Source organism: Pseudoroseomonas sp. WGS1072 (genome assembly GCF_049340465.1).
Classification (GTDB): Bacteria; Pseudomonadota; Alphaproteobacteria; order Acetobacterales; family Acetobacteraceae; genus Pseudoroseomonas.
Window position 1 is genome coordinate 121,127 of record NZ_JBMPSU010000001.1, and the last position, 15,581, is coordinate 136,707.

General features: G+C 72.2%; 14 protein-coding genes. 10 read left to right on the top strand and 4 right to left on the bottom strand.

The genetic code is table 11. The features are described from left to right. Positions 1-95: 95 nt before the first annotated feature. Positions 96-1,622, bottom strand: a complete 1,527-nt coding sequence (locus tag ACF3NH_RS00625) for an MBOAT family O-acyltransferase (protein ID WP_198364432.1) — start codon at positions 1,620-1,622, stop codon at positions 96-98. A 4-nt stretch (positions 1,623-1,626) separates the two neighbouring features. Then, complete coding sequence (locus ACF3NH_RS00630) at positions 1,627-2,679, bottom strand: hypothetical protein (RefSeq protein WP_422921488.1); 1,053 nt, start codon at positions 2,677-2,679, stop codon at positions 1,627-1,629. Positions 2,680-3,263: 584 nt separating this feature from the next. Here ACF3NH_RS00630 and ACF3NH_RS00635 point away from each other — a divergent pair. Beyond that, a complete protein-coding gene (locus tag ACF3NH_RS00635; RefSeq protein WP_422921489.1) occupies positions 3,264-4,817 on the top strand; it encodes an SH3 domain-containing protein in 1,554 nt (517 codons plus the stop codon). 110 nt (positions 4,818-4,927) lie between these two features. On the opposite strand, the gene ACF3NH_RS00640 is transcribed toward ACF3NH_RS00635, so the two are convergent. Together ACF3NH_RS00640 and ACF3NH_RS00645 are read right to left on the bottom strand one after the other, a co-directional pair. Next, positions 4,928-5,935 carry an NADPH:quinone oxidoreductase family protein gene (locus ACF3NH_RS00640; RefSeq protein WP_422921490.1) on the bottom strand — a complete coding sequence of 336 codons (1,008 nt, stop codon included), beginning with the start codon at positions 5,933-5,935 and terminating at the stop codon, positions 4,928-4,930. Next, entirely contained in the window at positions 5,932-6,912 is a 981-nt protein-coding gene (locus tag ACF3NH_RS00645) for a Bug family tripartite tricarboxylate transporter substrate binding protein (protein ID WP_422921491.1), read from the bottom strand. The genes ACF3NH_RS00640 and ACF3NH_RS00645 overlap by 4 nt, the downstream gene beginning before the upstream one ends. A gap of 69 nt (positions 6,913-6,981) precedes the next feature. On the opposite strand from ACF3NH_RS00645, the gene ACF3NH_RS00650 reads away from it, so the two are divergent. From ACF3NH_RS00650 to ACF3NH_RS00690, 9 genes are all read left to right on the top strand, one after another. Then, positions 6,982-8,106, top strand: a complete 1,125-nt coding sequence (locus ACF3NH_RS00650) for a CaiB/BaiF CoA transferase family protein (RefSeq protein WP_198364427.1) — start codon at positions 6,982-6,984, stop codon at positions 8,104-8,106. A 52-nt stretch (positions 8,107-8,158) separates the two neighbouring features. Beyond that, a complete protein-coding gene (locus ACF3NH_RS00655) occupies positions 8,159-9,094 on the top strand; it encodes an SMP-30/gluconolactonase/LRE family protein (RefSeq protein ID WP_198364426.1) in 936 nt (311 codons plus the stop codon). A gap of 78 nt (positions 9,095-9,172) precedes the next feature. Continuing rightward, positions 9,173-10,309, top strand: coding sequence for an ABC transporter substrate-binding protein (locus tag ACF3NH_RS00660; RefSeq protein WP_422921492.1), 1,137 nt, complete (start codon positions 9,173-9,175; stop codon positions 10,307-10,309). A 4-nt stretch (positions 10,310-10,313) separates the two neighbouring features. Next, a complete protein-coding gene (locus ACF3NH_RS00665; protein WP_198364424.1) occupies positions 10,314-11,183 on the top strand; it encodes a branched-chain amino acid ABC transporter permease in 870 nt (289 codons plus the stop codon). After that, the gene (locus tag ACF3NH_RS00670; protein ID WP_198364423.1) at positions 11,180-12,055 is read left to right on the top strand and encodes a branched-chain amino acid ABC transporter permease; all 876 of its coding nucleotides are present in this window, start codon (positions 11,180-11,182) and stop codon (positions 12,053-12,055) included. Before ACF3NH_RS00665 ends, ACF3NH_RS00670 begins: the two co-directional genes overlap by 4 nt. Then, complete coding sequence (locus ACF3NH_RS00675; protein ID WP_422921493.1) at positions 12,055-12,816, top strand: ABC transporter ATP-binding protein; 762 nt, start codon at positions 12,055-12,057, stop codon at positions 12,814-12,816. Before ACF3NH_RS00670 ends, ACF3NH_RS00675 begins: the two co-directional genes overlap by 1 nt. Then, positions 12,813-13,526: an ABC transporter ATP-binding protein gene (locus ACF3NH_RS00680; protein WP_198364421.1), complete on the top strand. Its 714-nt coding sequence runs from the start codon at positions 12,813-12,815 to the stop codon at positions 13,524-13,526. The genes ACF3NH_RS00675 and ACF3NH_RS00680 overlap by 4 nt, the downstream gene beginning before the upstream one ends. After that, positions 13,526-15,124, top strand: coding sequence for an AMP-binding protein (locus ACF3NH_RS00685; RefSeq protein WP_422921494.1), 1,599 nt, complete (start codon positions 13,526-13,528; stop codon positions 15,122-15,124). The genes ACF3NH_RS00680 and ACF3NH_RS00685 overlap by 1 nt, the downstream gene beginning before the upstream one ends. Beyond that, entirely contained in the window at positions 15,121-15,570 is a 450-nt protein-coding gene (locus tag ACF3NH_RS00690) for a MaoC/PaaZ C-terminal domain-containing protein (RefSeq protein WP_422921495.1), read from the top strand. The genes ACF3NH_RS00685 and ACF3NH_RS00690 overlap by 4 nt, the downstream gene beginning before the upstream one ends. Positions 15,571-15,581: the final 11 nt, after the last annotated feature.

The following is a 15,581-nucleotide window of genomic DNA, read 5'->3' on the forward strand; positions in this document are numbered from 1 at the left end:
ATGGGCAAGCCTGTTTCTGCGGCAAAGCTTTCCGAAAGTGAGCAATACAATCGTGGATTGTATTGCCGATCGTTCCGTCATGAACTTATCCTGGTTCAGAACTGGAAATAAACGAATTCCTTCACCTCGGCCATCAGCGCCAGGGCCAGGAGGAAGGCGGCCGCCGTGGCGAAGGCCGTGGCGAAGCGGGGCCGGAACCTCAGCCATGGCCAGCGTGGGGCTTCCGCCGGATCGGCGGCACGGCCGTCGATCATCTGCTGCGAGTTCGGCAGCAGGGCGATGATCAGCAGCGCCGCGACCAGGGTAGACAGCGCCACCGCCTGATTGAGCAACGCCATGCCGCCGATCTGCGCCGCCACGGCGCGCGGCCCCTCACTGAACAGGGTCTGGATCAGCGCCGCCGTCTCCGGCATCGCGAGACCGTTCACTCCGGCCATGCCTCCCAGGACGGCGAAGGCGCGGCTCATGTCCGGAGCGGCGAAGAAGACCCAGGCCAGCAGCACGGCGCCGAGCGTCAGCAGCCGGGCCGCGGCCGGCGGCAGGGCGCGCGCCCGGCCCGCCTTCACGGCGCCCGCCCAGGCATGGTTGATCAGCAGATAAAGGCCGTGCAGCCCGCCCCAGACCACGAAGGCCCAGCCCGCGCCGTGCCAGAGCCCGCCCAGCAGCATGGTCGCCATCAGGTTCATGCTGCGCCGGCCGCCGCCATGGCGATTGCCACCGAGCGGGATGTAGAGATAGTCGCGCAGGAAGCGCGACAGGGTCATGTGCCAGCGCCGCCAGAAGTCGATGATCGAGGCCGACCTGTAGGGCGAGTTGAAGTTGTAGGGAAAGACGATGCCGAACATCCGCGCCAGGCCGATGGCCATGTCGGAATAGGCGGAGAAGTCGTAGTACAGGCCGACGGAGAAGGCGACGGCACCGATCCAGGCCTCGGCCAGTCCCGGCGCTCCGGCGCCGTTGAAGACCGGCGTGGCGAGGCCTCCGACCGGATCGGCGATCAGCAGCTTCTTGAGCAGCCCCATGGCGAAGAACGCGACGCCGGCGGCGATGTCGGCGGCGCGCGGCCGGTAGATGGCCGGCCGGTGGAACTGCGGGATCAGCTCGTAGTGGTGGACGATGGGCCCCGCGATCAGGTGCGGGAAGAAGGTGACGAACAGGCAGTAGTCGAGGAAGCCGTAGCGCTCCGCCCGCCCGCGCCGCGCGTCCACCACATAGGCGATCTGCAGGAAGGTGTAGAAGGAGATCGCCAGCGGCAGGATGACGGCGCCGAAGGCGAAGTCGAGACCCGTCAGGGCGCCGACATTGTCCAGCACGAAAGCCGCGTACTTGTACCAGGCCAGCAGCGCGACATTGCCGGTGACGCCCGCCGCGGTGAGCCACCAGGCGGCGCGCGGCGCCCGCTCCCGGCGGTCGATGATGGCCAGGCCCAGCGCGTAGTTGAGCAGCATCGAGAGCAGCAGGAGGCCGAGATAGGGAATGCTCCACCAGCCATAGAAGACCAGCGAGGCCGCCAGCAGCCAGAGCCGCGCCGGGCGGGTGGAGGACAGCCTGCCCAGCAGGAAGAAGCCGAGCAGGGTGATGGGCAGGAAGGCCAGGATGAAGATGTGGGAGTTGAACAGCATGGCCCTACTCCCCGCCTGCCAGGGCGGTGCGCGGCCCGGCGGCCATGGCCTCGGCCACGAACTCGGTGAAGGCGGTGTGGTTCGGGTAGAGCAGGTGGACCGGGTCGGCGAAGCGGGCATCCTCCCAGTCCAGCGCGCGGCCGTCGATCAGCAGGCTGTCCGGCCGGTGCAGCGCTCCGGCCACGCGCCGCACCCAGCCCTCCACCAGCCGGCCCTCGGGGTCGAAGCGCCCCGCCCATTCCGGCATGATGGGCGCCACCGCCAGCACCAGGCGGGCGCCACGCGCGGCCACGGTCTCCTCCAGCCCCGTCAGGGCCGGGAAGCAGGCCTCGTCGAAATAGGGCGGTGGCCGCCAGTCATGCGGCCGGCGCAGGATGCTGGAGCCGAAGTCATCCTCCACGGTATCCTCCGGCCGCAGCGGCGGATCGCGCCGCTCCAGCGCCTCGCGCGCCAGGTAGATCGGGCGGAAGCCGGTGAGGTAGGGCAGCCAGCGCGGCACCAGCCCGTCCAGATAGGCATCGGCCAGGGCGGTGTCGAAGAAGGCGCGCTCCGCCACCGGACAGGCCTCGAAATCGCGCGGCGCCACGACCACCAGGACCGTCTCGACCTCGGGCATCCGCTCCAGCAGGAAGCCGGTCATGAAGCCGGTCTGGTCGATATGGAGGTAGCAGGGCGCGGCGTTGTAGGCGCGGTGGCCGGGAAAGCGCCGCTCCAGCACCGCCATGTCGAGGTTGCGCCAGGTCACGGAGGAGCCGATGGCGACCAGCGTGCGGTCCTCGAGCGGGGCCTCGCGCAGCAGGACGAACTTGTCGTCGATGCAATTGGTGGCCGCCAGGGGCGGCGGTGCCAGCAGCCCTTGCGAGGCCAGCGCCATGTGCAGCCCGGCGACCAGCCCCATGCCCCCCAGGAACAGGGCCAGGAAGCTGAGCAGGAAGCGGCGGGCGGCGGCATCGGGCCGGGGCTTGCCGGGGGGCTTGCCGGGGGGCTTGCCGGGGGGCTTGCCGGGGGGCTTGCCGGGGGGCTTGCCAGGGGGAGGACCAGGGGGAAGGTCGGACATGGGCAACCCTTGTCGCGCCATCAGGGGGAGGGACGCGGAGAACGTGCGGAAGGGTGGGCGCCGAACAAGGTCCGCGCCTCAGGCTGAATCCCGTCCCGGTGTCAGGGCGAGCCCGCGCCGGACAGGGCAGGCCGGAGGGCTATGGCGGCGTGAGCATCATGGTCACACCACGCATCTTGCATGGACCGTTCATGACCGAAACTTAACAGGCCCACAGAGTCGCCACAACGGAAGAAGGCGCCAAAACACTTTCGTGAATATCAAAAAAGATACGATCCGGCCCGTGCACGACGCGCGCAGCACGGCCAGCACGACAACTTCAGGTAGATAGGACTGTGAAGAATTCTTGCCGGCCCATAACGAAGAAGTGAGGTCATCCCTCGCGGGGCGTGAATACATGACGATGGAGCAAGAATAACTTGCCGGACCCGGCCCGTCTCGTTCTGAATTTCTGCTTCCGGAAGTCTTTCCGCCAGGCTCCCGCCCCGGCCGTGGACAGGGACCGTTCCGCCCCGGTTCGCCGGATCACCCTGTCCGGGGCATCCATGACTTGACGCGCTGCCTTCCTGTGCGAGGTTCCGGCCATGTCATCGCCTCCGTTTCCGTCCCTTCCCACCGAGGCCGCCCCGGCGCGCGGAAACACCGCGCGCGGAAACGCTGCCCTGGAGGAAGGGCGGCCCGCGGACGCGCCGCCGCCGCTGCTCCGCCAGCCCGCCGGCGAGCGGCCGCCAGCGCCACCGCCGGTGCAGCCCGTGCCGCCCGATGTGGCGCCCGGCTTCGTCGATCCCGCCCTGACGGGCGGCCCGGTGCCGCCGCCCTCGGCCAGCGACAAGCGCCGCGCCATGCTGCGCGACGTCCGGGCCGCCCTGGCCGATCCGGCGCTGCGCGCCGCCTACGAGGCTTTCGTCAAGGCGGCGAGTGACGTCGCGGAGGCGGGCCTGATCTTCGAGATGGTGGAGCGTCGCGGCCGGCCTGGCGAACCGCCCCCGGCCCTGCGCGAGCCGCGCGCCCTGTCGATCGCCGTGGTGCCGGAACCGGCCATCGAGCCGGGCTTCCGCATCGTGGTGCTGATGGGGGTGGGTTTCTGGGAGTTCCTGCCCGGCCGCTTCTACGGCAGCGAGCGGGTGCTCGACGGCACGCGGCTGGCCATGGACACCGGGACCTACCGCTTCTTCGAGAACACGGCCTCGGGCGATGCGGAGATCGTCGGCCATTCGGAGGGCCGCCCGCTGGCCCAGTACCTGCGGGTGGACATCCAGGGGGACGGCCTCTCGAAATCCATCGCCATCAGCAACATGGCCCTCGGCGGCGCCTTTGTCGCGGCCTACCGCAACTATGTCGAGGTGCTGGCGGGCTGCCCCTACCGCAGCCTGCACCCCTACCGCCAGCTCGCCGCGCCGGCGTTGCAGCCGGAGCCCGGCCTGCAGCGCGCGACACCGGCGGAGGTGGCGCCGCAGGCGGCGGCCCTGCCGGCGGCGCCCCGCGCGATGCCGCCGGCCGGCCTGGCGGCGCCCCTGGCCGCCGCCGGGGCCGCGCGCCTGGGCCAGCCGCGGCCGGCGAGGGCCCGGCGGGACGGCGCGCGATCCTGGAGATCCCGGCACTGGGCCTGGCTGGCCCTGCTGCCCGTGATCCTGGCCGCCTATGGCCTCGGCGCCATGCTCGGCGGCGGCGCGCCGGAGGCCCCCTCGCCCGCCCCGCGGGAGGCTGACCGCGCGCCGCGGCTGTCGGACCCGCCGCCCACCGCCGCGCCGCCCGCGCCCCTCGCGGCGCAGCCGTCCACGACCGCGCCGGGCCTGCCGCCGCTGGCCGGCACGGTGGACCTGCCCGACGGCACCGCCGAGGGCACCGACCTGCCGCCGCCGCCGCCCGTGGCGCCACCGGCGCCGCCGCGCCCGGAGCCGCAGGCGACGATCCAGCCTGTCGAGCCGGACAGCGGCCAGCTCGGCGGTCTCTGGCAGGAGGCACGGGTGCGGCAGGATGCCAATGTGCGCAGCCAGCCGCTGGGCGGCTCGCCGATCGTGCGGGCGCTGCCCACCGGCACGCCGGTCCGCATCATCGAGACCCATCAGGGCTGGATGCGGATCGCCCTGGCCGACGGCACGGTGCTGGGCTGGATCTACGGCGCCCTGCTGGAGTGACCTGGCCTGGAACGGATCCCGATCAGGCGGTATCACCTGATCGGGCGAAGAGACTCGCAAAAACAAGCGCCTAGAGTGTTTGTCCTGAGCCGATGCGAAGGGAAAACGCTCTAGGGCCGCAGCACCACGCGGCCCACCGCGCGGCGGCTCCGCACCTCGGCCATGGCCTCGCGGAAGCCTTCCAGCGGATATTCCGCGTGCACCTCCGGCCGCAGCAGCCCGGCCTGCCACCAGCCCATCAGCTGCGCCCACAGGGCGCGGACGCGCGGCGCGTGGTCGCGCCGCCGGTCGCCCGGGGACCAGCCGATATAGGTGCCCCAGTTCAGCCCGGCGACCGCGATGTTCTTCAGCAGCAGCAGGTTGACGCCGAGCTGCGGGATGCTGCCCGAGGCATAGCCCAGGGTCAGCAGCGTGCCGCCGTCGCCCAGGCAGCGCAGCCCCTCGTCGAAGGCCTCGCCGCCCAGCGTGTCCAGCACGGCCGCGACGCCATCTCCGCCGGTGATCTCCGCCACAGGGGCGCGGAAGGGCTGCGCGCTGTCCAGCACGGCATCGGCGCCGCGCGCCAGCAGCATGGCGTGCTTGGCCGCGCCGGCACGGGCGATCACCCTCGCCCCCACCGCCTTCGCCACCTCCAGCCCGGCCAGGCCGACGCCGCCGCCCGCGCCCTGCACCAGAACCCACTGCCCCGCCTCCAGCCGGCCGCGCCAGAGCAGCGCCGAGGCGGCGGTCGGGTAGCTGATCGGGAAGGCCACGGCGGGCGCGGCCGGCAGGCCGTCGGGGATCGGCACGACATGGATGTCGTCCGCCACCGCCTGCTCGGCCATGCCGCCCCAGTCCAGCACGGCGAAGACACGGCTGCCGGGAGGCGGCGCCTCGGCATCCGGCGCCGCCTCCAGCACCGTGCCGACGATCTCGGTGCCCGGCGAGAAGGGCAGCGGCGGCCGGCGCTGATACTTCCCCGCCACCACGAGCTGCACCGCGAAGGACACCCCCACCGCCTCGACGCGGATGCGCACGCCGCGCGGCCGCAGCGGTGGCACCGGTACCTCCTTCAGCACGAGATCGTCGAAGTCGCGCCAGCTCTCGCAGACCAGCGCCCGCATCGTCGCGCCGCTCACTGCGCCTCGATCCCCGCATCCCGCACCAGCCGGCCCCAGCGGTCGTATTCCGAGCGCGCGAAGCGGGCGAAATCCTCGGGCGCGTCGGCGACGGGCACGGCGCCCAGCGTCTCCAGCGTCGCCTGCAGCGCCGGCAGGGCCATGGCCTCCGCCACGCTTTGCTGCATGCGCCCGAGAATGGCGGCCGGCGTGCCCGCCGGCGCCCAGAGGCCGTACCAGGTGGCGATCTCGTAGCCCGGCACACCGGCCTCGGCGATGGTCGGCAGATCGGGGAAGGCCGGGATGCGCTCCGCGGTGGTGACGGCCAGGGCGCGGATCTGGCCCTCGCGCACCGCCGCCGCGCTGCTCGGCATGGAATCGAACATGAGCTGGATGTTCCCGGCCATCAGGTCCTGGATCGCCGGGCCGGAGCCGCGATAGGGCACGTGGGTCATCTCCGTCCCGGTCATCTGCTTGAACAGCTCCCCCGCCAGATGCGGCGCGGCGCCGATGCCGGAGGAGCCGTAGGAGATCGGCCGCGCGCCCTCGCGCAGCAGGGCGATGAGCCCGGCCACGTCCCGCACCGGCAGGTCGGGGGTGACCACCAGCATCAGCGGCACGCGGGCGAAGTTCGTCACCGGCGCGAAGGCGGCCAGCGTGTCGAAGGGCATCTGGCGGTTGAGATGCGGGATGATCACCTGGATCGAGGCATTGGCCAGGAAGGTCTGCCCATCGGCCGGCGCGCGCGCCACCTCGGCGCTGCCGATGACGCCCGAGGCGCCGGCGCGATTCTCGATCACGATGGGCTGGCCGAGCCGCTGCCCGACCCGCTGCATCACCACCCGCGCCAGGATGTCGGTCGGGCCACCAGGCGGATAGGGCACGACGCAGCGGATCGGCCGGGCCGGCCAGCCGCCGGTCGCCGCGCGCGCAGGCCCGCCGACGAGCGGCACGCCCGCCGCCAAACCTGCCAGAACCGCGCGTCTTGTCAGCGGCATCGGCTCTCCCTCCCTTCCCTTGTTCGTCATCTCGTCGTCAGATGGCGGCACATCCGGGGAGGAAATGCAATGAACGGTGAACCGCCTCGCCCCTATCGCGGGCTGCGCGTTCTGGATGCCGGACAGGGCATCGCCGCGCCTTACTGCGGCATGCTGCTGGCCGCCGCCGGCGCCGATGTCATCAAGCTCGAGCCGCCGGAGGGCGACTGGTCGCGCGGCCTGTCCACCCGCGCCGAGGGCCAGTCGGTCATGCATGCCGCCTTCAATCGCGGCAAGCGCAGCCTGGCGCTGGACCTGAAGAGCGACTCGGGCCGCGCCGCCGCCCAGGCCCTGGCCGCGCGGTGCGACGTGCTGATCGAGGCCTTCCGGCCCGGCGTCGCCGCCCGCCTCGGCCTCGGCCCCGAGGCGACGCGGGAGGACGCGGTCTGCCTCTCCATCTCCGGCTTCGGCCAGAAGGGGCCGAACGCCGAGCGGCCCTGCACCGATTCCGTCGCCCAGGCCTTCTCCGGCCTGGTCGCGCTGAACCAGGGCGTGGACGGCACGCCGCACAAGGTCGGCACCTATGTCTCCGATGTCGTCACCGGCCTCTACGCCTTCGCCGCCGTGCAGGCCGCGCTGGCCGAGCGGGCCCAGGACACGGCGCCGCGCCGCCGGGTGCTGGACATCTCGCTGCTCGCCGGCACGGCGGCGCTGATCGGCTTCCCGATCGGCGAGGCCGGGCTGCTCGGCCGCGCGCCGGGCGCGCTGAACATCCCCTCCGGCTCCTACCAGACCGCCTGCGGCGCCTGGGTGATGATCGCCCTGGTGCGCGAGGCGGAGTTCGTCGCGCTGGCCGGCGTGCTCGGCCGGCCCGACTGGACGACGGACCCGCGCTTCGCCAGCTTCGGCGCCCGCGCCGAGAACCGCGACGCCATGCTGGCCGAGATCCGCGCCGTCTTCGCCACGCGGGACGCGGCGCACTGGCTCGCGGCGCTGCATGGCGCGCGGCTGATGGCGGATCGCGTGAACACGCCGCTCGACTGGCTGTCGCATCCGCATGTGCGGGCGATCGGCGGCCACGCGCCCGTGGCGCAGCCGGAGCTGGGGGAGATCCCCTTCCCCGTCCTGCCCGGCTTCGGCGCCTGGACCCGGCCGGCCCCCGCGCTCGGCCAGCACAGCGACGAGATCCTGGCGGCGTTGCGGGCGGAAGCCTGACGTCGCGGCGCGAAGAAGCGGCAAAGCCAGGAACGGCAAGGGAGGAAACGGAATGACGGATGATCGCGTGATGGCCGAGGGGCTGCGCTTCCCGGAAGGCCCGGTGGTGATGGAGGACGGCGCGGTGGCGCTGGTCGAGATCGAGGCGGGCGTGATCTCCCGCATCGCCCCGGACGGCGCCCGCAGCATCCTGGCCGAGCCGGGGGGCGGGCCGAACGGCCTGGCGCGCGGCCCGGGCGGGCAGCTCTTCCTCTGCAACAACGGCGGCTTCACCTGGCATGACGCGCCGGGCTGCCTTCGCCCCAGCGGTCAGGCGTCCGACTACAAGGGTGGCCGGATCGAGACGGTGGACCCGCGCGACGGCACCGTGCGCCGCCTCTACGAGGGCTGCGGCGAGCACCGGCTGCGCGGCCCGAACGACATCGTCTTCGACAATCCCGGCCGCTTTCCCGTGCCCGGCTTCTGGTTCAGCGATCTCGGCAAGGTGCGCGCGCGCGACCGCGACCACGGCGCGGTCTACTGGGCGGCGGCGGATGGCAGCGCGATCATCGAGGCGGCGCTGCCGATCGCGGGCGGCGCCAACGGCATCGGCCTCTCGCCGGACGGGCGCACGCTCTATGTGGCCGAGACCGAGAGCGGCCGGCTCTGGTCCTGGGAGATCACCGGGCCGGGCGAGTTGCGCAAGGATCCGTGGCCGAGCCCGCATGGCGGCCGGATGCTCTGCGACCTGCCCGGCTTCACCCGGCTCGACAGCCTGGCGGTGACCGAGGCGGGGAACATCTGCGTCGCCACGCTGGTCACCGGCGAGATCACCACCATCGCGCCGGACGGCCGCATCCTCGGCCGGGTGAAGTACCCGGACCCGATGGTGACGAACATCGCCTTCGGCGGCGCGGACCGGCGCACCGCCTACATCACCCTCTCCAGCACCGGAAAGCTGGTCGAGGCGGCCTGGGACGAGCCGGGACTGGCGCTCGCCTACGGTTGACATCCGCGAGAGCGGGCGGGACTTTGTCGCTCAAGAACGGGCCGCGCCGGCAGGGCGCGGCCAGGGAGCCATAAGTCCATGAACCGTCCGCAACCGGGCCGTCGCGCCCTGCTGGGTGCCACGCTCGCCCTCCCCTTCCTCGGCCGCGGCGCCCTGGCGCAAGGTGGCGAGCCCTATGTGCTCGGCACGCTCTTCCCGATGTCGGGCCCGAATGCCGAGTACGGCACGGTCTTCACCGCCGGCGCGCAGCTCGCCCTGCAGCATATCGAGGCGGACAAGGTGCTGAAGCGCCCCATCCGCCTGCAGGCCGAGGACACCCAGGCGCTGCCGCAGCAGGCGGTGGTCGGCATGACCAAGCTCGCCAATGTGGACAAGGCCAGCTTCGTGCTGGTCGGCTTCACCGCGGTCTCCAAGGCGGTGGCGCCGGTGGGCGACCGGGCGAAGATCGTCATGGTCAATGGCGGCGCCGTCGGGCCCGACCTGTCCGGCCTCTCGCCGTATTTCTGGAACACCATCCCGCTGGCGCATCTCGAGACCGAGGCGCTGCTGCCCTACATCGTCGGCGAACGGAAGCTGAAGCGCATCGCCCTCGTCTATGTCGACGACCCGCTGGGCGACGCCATCCTCGGCGCGCTGCGCGACGGCCTGCCCAAGGCCGGCGGCACCCTGGCCGGCAGCTTCAGCGTGCCGCGCACGGCGCAGCAATTCGCCCCCGTCGCCGCGCGCATCCGGCAGACGCGCCCCGATGCCGTCTATATCGCGAGCTTCGGCGCCCAGCAGAGCCAGATCATCAAGCAGCTGCGCGACAACGGCATCTCGCAGCCGCTGCTGTCCTACTCGGCCATGAACCTCGACAGCGTGAAGAACACGGCCGAGGCGGAGGGGCTGATCTTCACCACGCAGAAGACCGACTTCGCCGGCGGCGACGCCATGACGAAGCGCTTCGCCGCCGACTTCAAGGCCCGCTTCAACAGCGACCCCGGCACCTACCACGTCAACTACTACAACGCCGTCTGGCTCTTCGGCCAGCTCGCGGCGATGAACGAGGCCGCGGGCAGGCCGGTCGATGGCGAGACGCTGCGCGCCGCGCTGCTGGAGAAGCGGGAGTTCGACCTGGTGGGCGGCAAGGGCCGCTTCGACGACAAGGGCAACCTGACCGCCGCCATCCAGGTCAACGAGCTGCGCGGCGGCGCGCTGACGCGCATCGCCGGCTGAGCCCATGCTCTTCCTCCAGCTTCTGCAGGGGGGCGTCCAGACGGGCGCCCTCTACGCGCTGACGGCTGCGGGCTTCGCGCTGATCTTCGGCGCCACGCGCATCTTCCACTTCGCCCATGGCGCCGCCTTCACCCTGGCCGGCTACGCCTTCCTGATGGCCTGGAACGCCGGCTGGCCCTGGCCGCTGGGCGCTCTCGCTGCCATTGCCGTCGCCGTGCTCTTCGGCGTCGCCATCGAGCAGCTGGTCTACCGTCCGATCGGCCGGCACGAGGGCGGCTTCTTCACCGTCTTCGTCGCCGCCTTCGGCGTGTCGATCGTGGTGCAGAACCTGGTCGGCATGATCGCCGGGCGCGGCTTCGCGGTGATCGACACGCCGCTGTCCCGCGCCACGGAGGTGCTGCCGGACCTCTGGATCGCACCGGTCTTCTATGTCGCCATCGGCGTCTCGGCGCTGCTCTTCCTGGCGCTGTCGCTGTTCCTGACGCGCAGCCATGCCGGCGTCGCGTTGCGCGCCCTGGCGCAGAACCCGGACCTGATCCGCACCTACGGCCTGTCCTCGACCCGGCTCTCCATCCTGGCCTTCGCGCTCGGCTCGGCGCTGGCCGCCCCGGCGGCGATCCTGACCGGCATGACCGTCGGGCTGAACGAGGCCATGGGGCACCACGTCATGCTGATCTCGATGGCGGCCACCATCGTCGGCGGCGTCGGCAATCTCAAGGGCGCGGCGCTGGCCGGCCTGCTGCTCGGCATCGCCGAGAGCGTGGCGCTGGCCTTCGTCGAGCCGCAATGGGCCGAGGCGGTCAGCTTCGTCGTGCTCTTCGGCTTCATCCTCTTCCGGCCCTCCGGCCTGTTCGGCGTGGCGGTGGCCCGATGATCGCCTATCTCGCCAATCTCGCGACCATCGTCGCCATCTTCGGCATCCTGGCCTCGACGCTGAACGTCGCCATCGGCCATGCCGGCATCTTCAGCGTGGCGCATGCCGTGTTCTTCGGCCTCGGCGCCTATGCCGGGGCGCAGACGGCGATGCTCCTGGTGCCCGACCCGCTGCTGGCCCTGCTGGTCGCGGCGTTGATCGCCGGCGGCCTCTCGCTCTGCCTCGCCCTGCCGGCGCTGCGCGTGCGCGGCGAGTATTTCGTCGCCGCCAGCCTCGGCCTGCAGATGGTGGCGACGACGCTGTTCAGCGAGCTGAAGCCGCTGACCGGCGGCATTGGCGGGCTGGTCGGCATCCCGCGGCCCGAGCTTTTCGGCGTCACCATCACCGCGCTGCCGCTGGCGCTGGCCACCCTGGCGCTGATCCTGCTGGCCACGCACCTGCTGGCGCGGGGCTCCTTCGGCCGCACGCTGCGCGCCATCCGCGACGCCGAGAGCGCCGCCGAGGCGCTGGGCAAGCATGTCGCGGTCGCCAAGACGCTCGCCGTCGCCTTCGCCTGCGCCGGGGCGGGCATGGCCGGCGCGCTCTTCGCCTTCCACATGGCCTTCGTCAATGTCGAGAGCTTCACCCTCGACCAGTCGGTGCTGGTGATGGCGATGGTCATCGTCGGCGGCACCGGAACGCTCTGGGGGCCGCTGCTCGGCGCCGCGCTGCTGCTGGCCCTGCCGGCCGGCCTCTCCTTCCTCCCCTTCATCCCGCCGACCGAGGTCGGCGCGGTGCAGCAGATCCTCTACGGTCTGGCCATGACATTGCTGATGATCTTCCGCCCCGCCGGACTGGTGGGCGACCTCGGCCGCGGCAAGGTGGCGCACTGATGGCCGCGATCATCGTCGAGAACGCCTCCCGCTCCTTCGGCGGCGTCCAGGCCGTGGCGGGCGTGTCGATCACCCTGCCGGCCGGCGCCGTCACCGCGCTGGTCGGGCCGAACGGCGCCGGCAAGACCACGCTGTTCAACCTGATCACCGGAAACCTCCGCGCCGATTCCGGCGACATCCGCCTCGACGGCGCGCCGATCCTCGGCCTGCGCCCGTGGCAGATCGCGCGGCGCGGCGTGGCCCGCTCCTTCCAGGACCTGCGCCTCTTCACCCATATGACGGTGCGGGAGAACGTGCTGGCGGCGACCGAGACCGGCTCCTGGTTCTGGCAGCCCGGCGGCCGCGCCGCGCGGGCGACGCGCGAGGCGCGGGTGGAGAAGGCACTGGAGCGCACGGGCCTGGCGAGGCTGGCGGAGGAGCGCGCCATCGACCTCGCCTATGCCGAGCGCAAGTTCCTCTCCGTCGCGCGCATCCTGGCGGCCGAGGCCGAGGTCTGGCTGCTCGACGAGCCGACCTCCGGCCTCGACCTCGCATCGCGCCGGCATTTCTCGGGCATCCTGCGCGAGGCGGCGCAGCAGGGAAAGGCGATCTGCCTGATCGAGCACAACCTCGATGTCGTCGTCGAACTCGCCGACCGCATCGCCTTCCTCGACCAGGGCCGTGTCCTGGCCGAGGGCGAGCCGCAGGCCATCCTGCGCAATCCCGAGCTGGCCGCGATCTATTTCGGCGACCGGCCGCAAGCCGTGGAGGCCACCCCATGAGCGCGATGGTGCTGGAGGCCGAGGGCCTCACCGCCGGCTATGGCGGGCACGCGGTGCTGGAGGATGTCTCGCTCGGCCTGCGGCAGGGGGAGACGCTGTGCCTGATCGGCCACAACGGCGCCGGCAAGTCCACGCTGATGCGCTGCCTCTACGGGCTGCACCGCCCGTCCGGCGGGCGCATCCGGGTGCGGGGCGAGGCGCTGCCGCGCCATCTCCCCTCGGCCCTGGCCGCCGCCGGCATCGCCTTCGTGCCCGAGGGGCGCGGCGTCTTCATGGACCTGACGGTGGAGGAGATCTTCGGCCTTGCCCTCTGGTCCGCCGGCGTGCCGCGCGCGGGCTATGCCGAGCGGATCGAGGAGGTTCTGGAGATCCTGCCGCGCATCCGCGACTTCCGCACCCGCCGTGCCGGCACCCTGTCGGGCGGGCAGCAGCAGATGGTCTCCATCGCCCGCGCCCTGCTGACGCGGCCTCAGGTGCTGCTGCTCGACGAGCCCTCGATCGGCCTGGCGCCGAAGCTGTTCCAGGACCTGCTGGCGCCGATCGCGGCGCTGCGGCAGTCGCGCGGCATGGCGATCCTGCTGGTCGAGCAGAATGTCCACGAGGCCTTCGCCATCTCCGACCGGGTGGTGGTGATGAAGTCGGGGCGGATGATCTTCGAGGGGCAGCCCTCGGACCTCTCGGACCACGCGCGGCTGATGGAGCTGTTCTGATGCGCCAGACGCGCATGCACCAGACGCTGACGGCGCTGCTGGAGGAGACGGCGGCGGCGGTGCCCGAGGCGCCGGCACTGGCCTTCCTCGATGGCCCGGCCCTCTCCTATGCCGGTTTCGCCGCGGCGGTGCGCCGCGTGGCGGGCGGGCTGGCGCGGCAGGGCATCGGCGCCGGGGACCGGGTGGCGATCTGGCTGCCCAACCGGCCGGAATACCTGATCCTGCACTTCGCACTGGCGCGGCTCGGCGCCACGGCGATCCATGTCAACACCCGCTTCCGCGCGCAGGAGGTGGCCTATCTGCTGGACCGCGCCCGCCCCGTGGCGATCGCCACGCAATGGGGCTTCGCCGCGGGCGATTTCCCGGCCCTGCTCGGCGCGGTCCTGCCGGACCTCGCGGCGCCGCCGCGCTGCGTGATCGGGCTGGACACGGCGGAGACACGGCTGGGCGCGCTGCCGGTGCTGCCCTGGGCGGCGCTCGACGCCACATCCGGGCAGGCGGAAGATGGCGCTTCCTCAGGGGCCTCCCCGGAGAGCGACTGCCTCACCTTCACCACCAGCGGCACCACCAGCGGGCCGAAGCTGGTGCTGCACCGCCAGCGCAGCATCGCGCATCACGCGGGCGACGTGGCGCGGCGCCTCGGCCTCGATGCGCCGCGCCGGGGTGGGCGGGCGACGCTGCTCGCCGTGGTCCCGCTCTGCGGCACCTTCGGGCTGATGGCCGCGCTGGGCGCCGTCGCCGGCGGCGCGGAGATCGTCTGCCAGGACCGCTTCGATCCCGCCGTGACCGACCGGCTGCTGCGCGCGCGCCGCGTGACGCACACGATCGGCGCCGACGACATGATCTACCGCCTGGCCGAGGTCGCCGCCGGCCGGCCCTATCCCGCTCTGCGCTTCACCGGCTTCGCCAGCTTCAGCCCCGGCGCCGCGCGCGTGCTCGCCCTGAGCGATGCCCTCAACCTGCATGCGCGCGGTCTCTACGGCAGTTCCGAGCTGCTCGCCCTCTTCGCGATCCAGGAGGAGACGGATGCGGAGCGGCGCGGCCTCGGCGGCGGCCTGCCCCTGTCGCCGCGCGCCGAATGCCGCATCCGGGAGGGCGGCGAGCGCGGCGAGCTGGAATGCCGCGCGCCCTCGATGTTCGCGGGCTATCTGGACGATCCCGGCGCGACGGCGAAGGCGCTGACGCCGGACGGCTTCTATCGCACCGGCGATCTCTGCCGGCTGCGCGCCGAGGGCGGCTTCGACTACGAGAGCCGGCTGGGCGACGCCCTGCGGCTCGGCGGCTTCCTGGTCAGCCCCGAGGAGATCGAGGCTTTCCTCAAGGCGCTGCCCGGCGTGGACAATGCCCAGGTGGTGGGGCTGCGCGAGGCCAGCATGGCCGTCGCCTTCGTCACCCCCCGCCCCGGCGCGACGCTGCGCGAGGCCGATCTCGCCGCCGCCTGCCGCGCCCGCCTGGCCCGCTACAAGCAGCCGGCCCGCATCCTGCCGCTCGACGCCTTTCCGGTCACGGAAAGCCCGAACGGCGTGAAGATCCAGCGCGTGCGCCTGCGCGAGATGGCCGAGGCGCTGATGGCCGACACCGAAGGAGCCACCCCATGAGCCACGCCCTCTACCTGGAGGATCTCCAGCCCGGCCAGCGCTTCGAGAGCCGCGGCCGCACGCTGACCGAGAGCGACCTGACGATGTTCGCCATGCTCTCGGGGGACTGGAACCCCGTGCATGTCGATGCCGCCTTCATGAAGGAGAGCCGCTACGGCCAGCGCATCCTGCACGGGCTGCTCGGCCCGGCGGTGATGACCGGCATGATGCACACGCTCGGCATCTTCGACGGCAGCGCCATCGCCATGCTGGACGTGAAGGAGCTGCGCTTCCTGAAGCCGCTGCTGATCGGGCAGACGGTGCATCTGGAACTCGAGATCCTCTCCGTCCGCGAGACCAGCGACGGGCAGCGCGGCGTGGTCGACCGGCTGTTCCGCCTGGTCGATTCCGAGGGCGTGACGGTGCAGGAGATGCGCTCGGCGGTGCTGGTGGCGAAGCGGGGCTGAGCGCCCCGCCC

Bases quoted from the DNA above. Each gene is read 5' to 3' on its own strand.
- ACF3NH_RS00625 (WP_198364432.1), bottom strand. From the start codon at position 1,622: ATGCTGTTCAACTCCCACATCTTCATCCTGGCCTTCCTGCCCATCACC.
- ACF3NH_RS00630 (WP_422921488.1), bottom strand. From the start codon at position 2,679: ATGTCCGACCTTCCCCCTGGTCCTCCCCCTGGCAAGCCCCCCGGCAAG.
- ACF3NH_RS00635 (WP_422921489.1), top strand. From the start codon at position 3,264: ATGTCATCGCCTCCGTTTCCGTCCCTTCCCACCGAGGCCGCCCCGGCG.
- ACF3NH_RS00645 (WP_422921491.1), bottom strand. From the start codon at position 6,912: ATGCCGCTGACAAGACGCGCGGTTCTGGCAGGTTTGGCGGCGGGCGTG.
- ACF3NH_RS00650 (WP_198364427.1), top strand. From the start codon at position 6,982: ATGAACGGTGAACCGCCTCGCCCCTATCGCGGGCTGCGCGTTCTGGAT.
- ACF3NH_RS00655 (WP_198364426.1), top strand. From the start codon at position 8,159: ATGACGGATGATCGCGTGATGGCCGAGGGGCTGCGCTTCCCGGAAGGC.
- ACF3NH_RS00660 (WP_422921492.1), top strand. From the start codon at position 9,173: ATGAACCGTCCGCAACCGGGCCGTCGCGCCCTGCTGGGTGCCACGCTC.
- ACF3NH_RS00665 (WP_198364424.1), top strand. From the start codon at position 10,314: ATGCTCTTCCTCCAGCTTCTGCAGGGGGGCGTCCAGACGGGCGCCCTC.
- ACF3NH_RS00670 (WP_198364423.1), top strand. From the start codon at position 11,180: ATGATCGCCTATCTCGCCAATCTCGCGACCATCGTCGCCATCTTCGGC.
- ACF3NH_RS00675 (WP_422921493.1), top strand. From the start codon at position 12,055: ATGGCCGCGATCATCGTCGAGAACGCCTCCCGCTCCTTCGGCGGCGTC.
- ACF3NH_RS00680 (WP_198364421.1), top strand. From the start codon at position 12,813: ATGAGCGCGATGGTGCTGGAGGCCGAGGGCCTCACCGCCGGCTATGGC.
- ACF3NH_RS00685 (WP_422921494.1), top strand. From the start codon at position 13,526: ATGCGCCAGACGCGCATGCACCAGACGCTGACGGCGCTGCTGGAGGAG.
- ACF3NH_RS00690 (WP_422921495.1), top strand. From the start codon at position 15,121: ATGAGCCACGCCCTCTACCTGGAGGATCTCCAGCCCGGCCAGCGCTTC.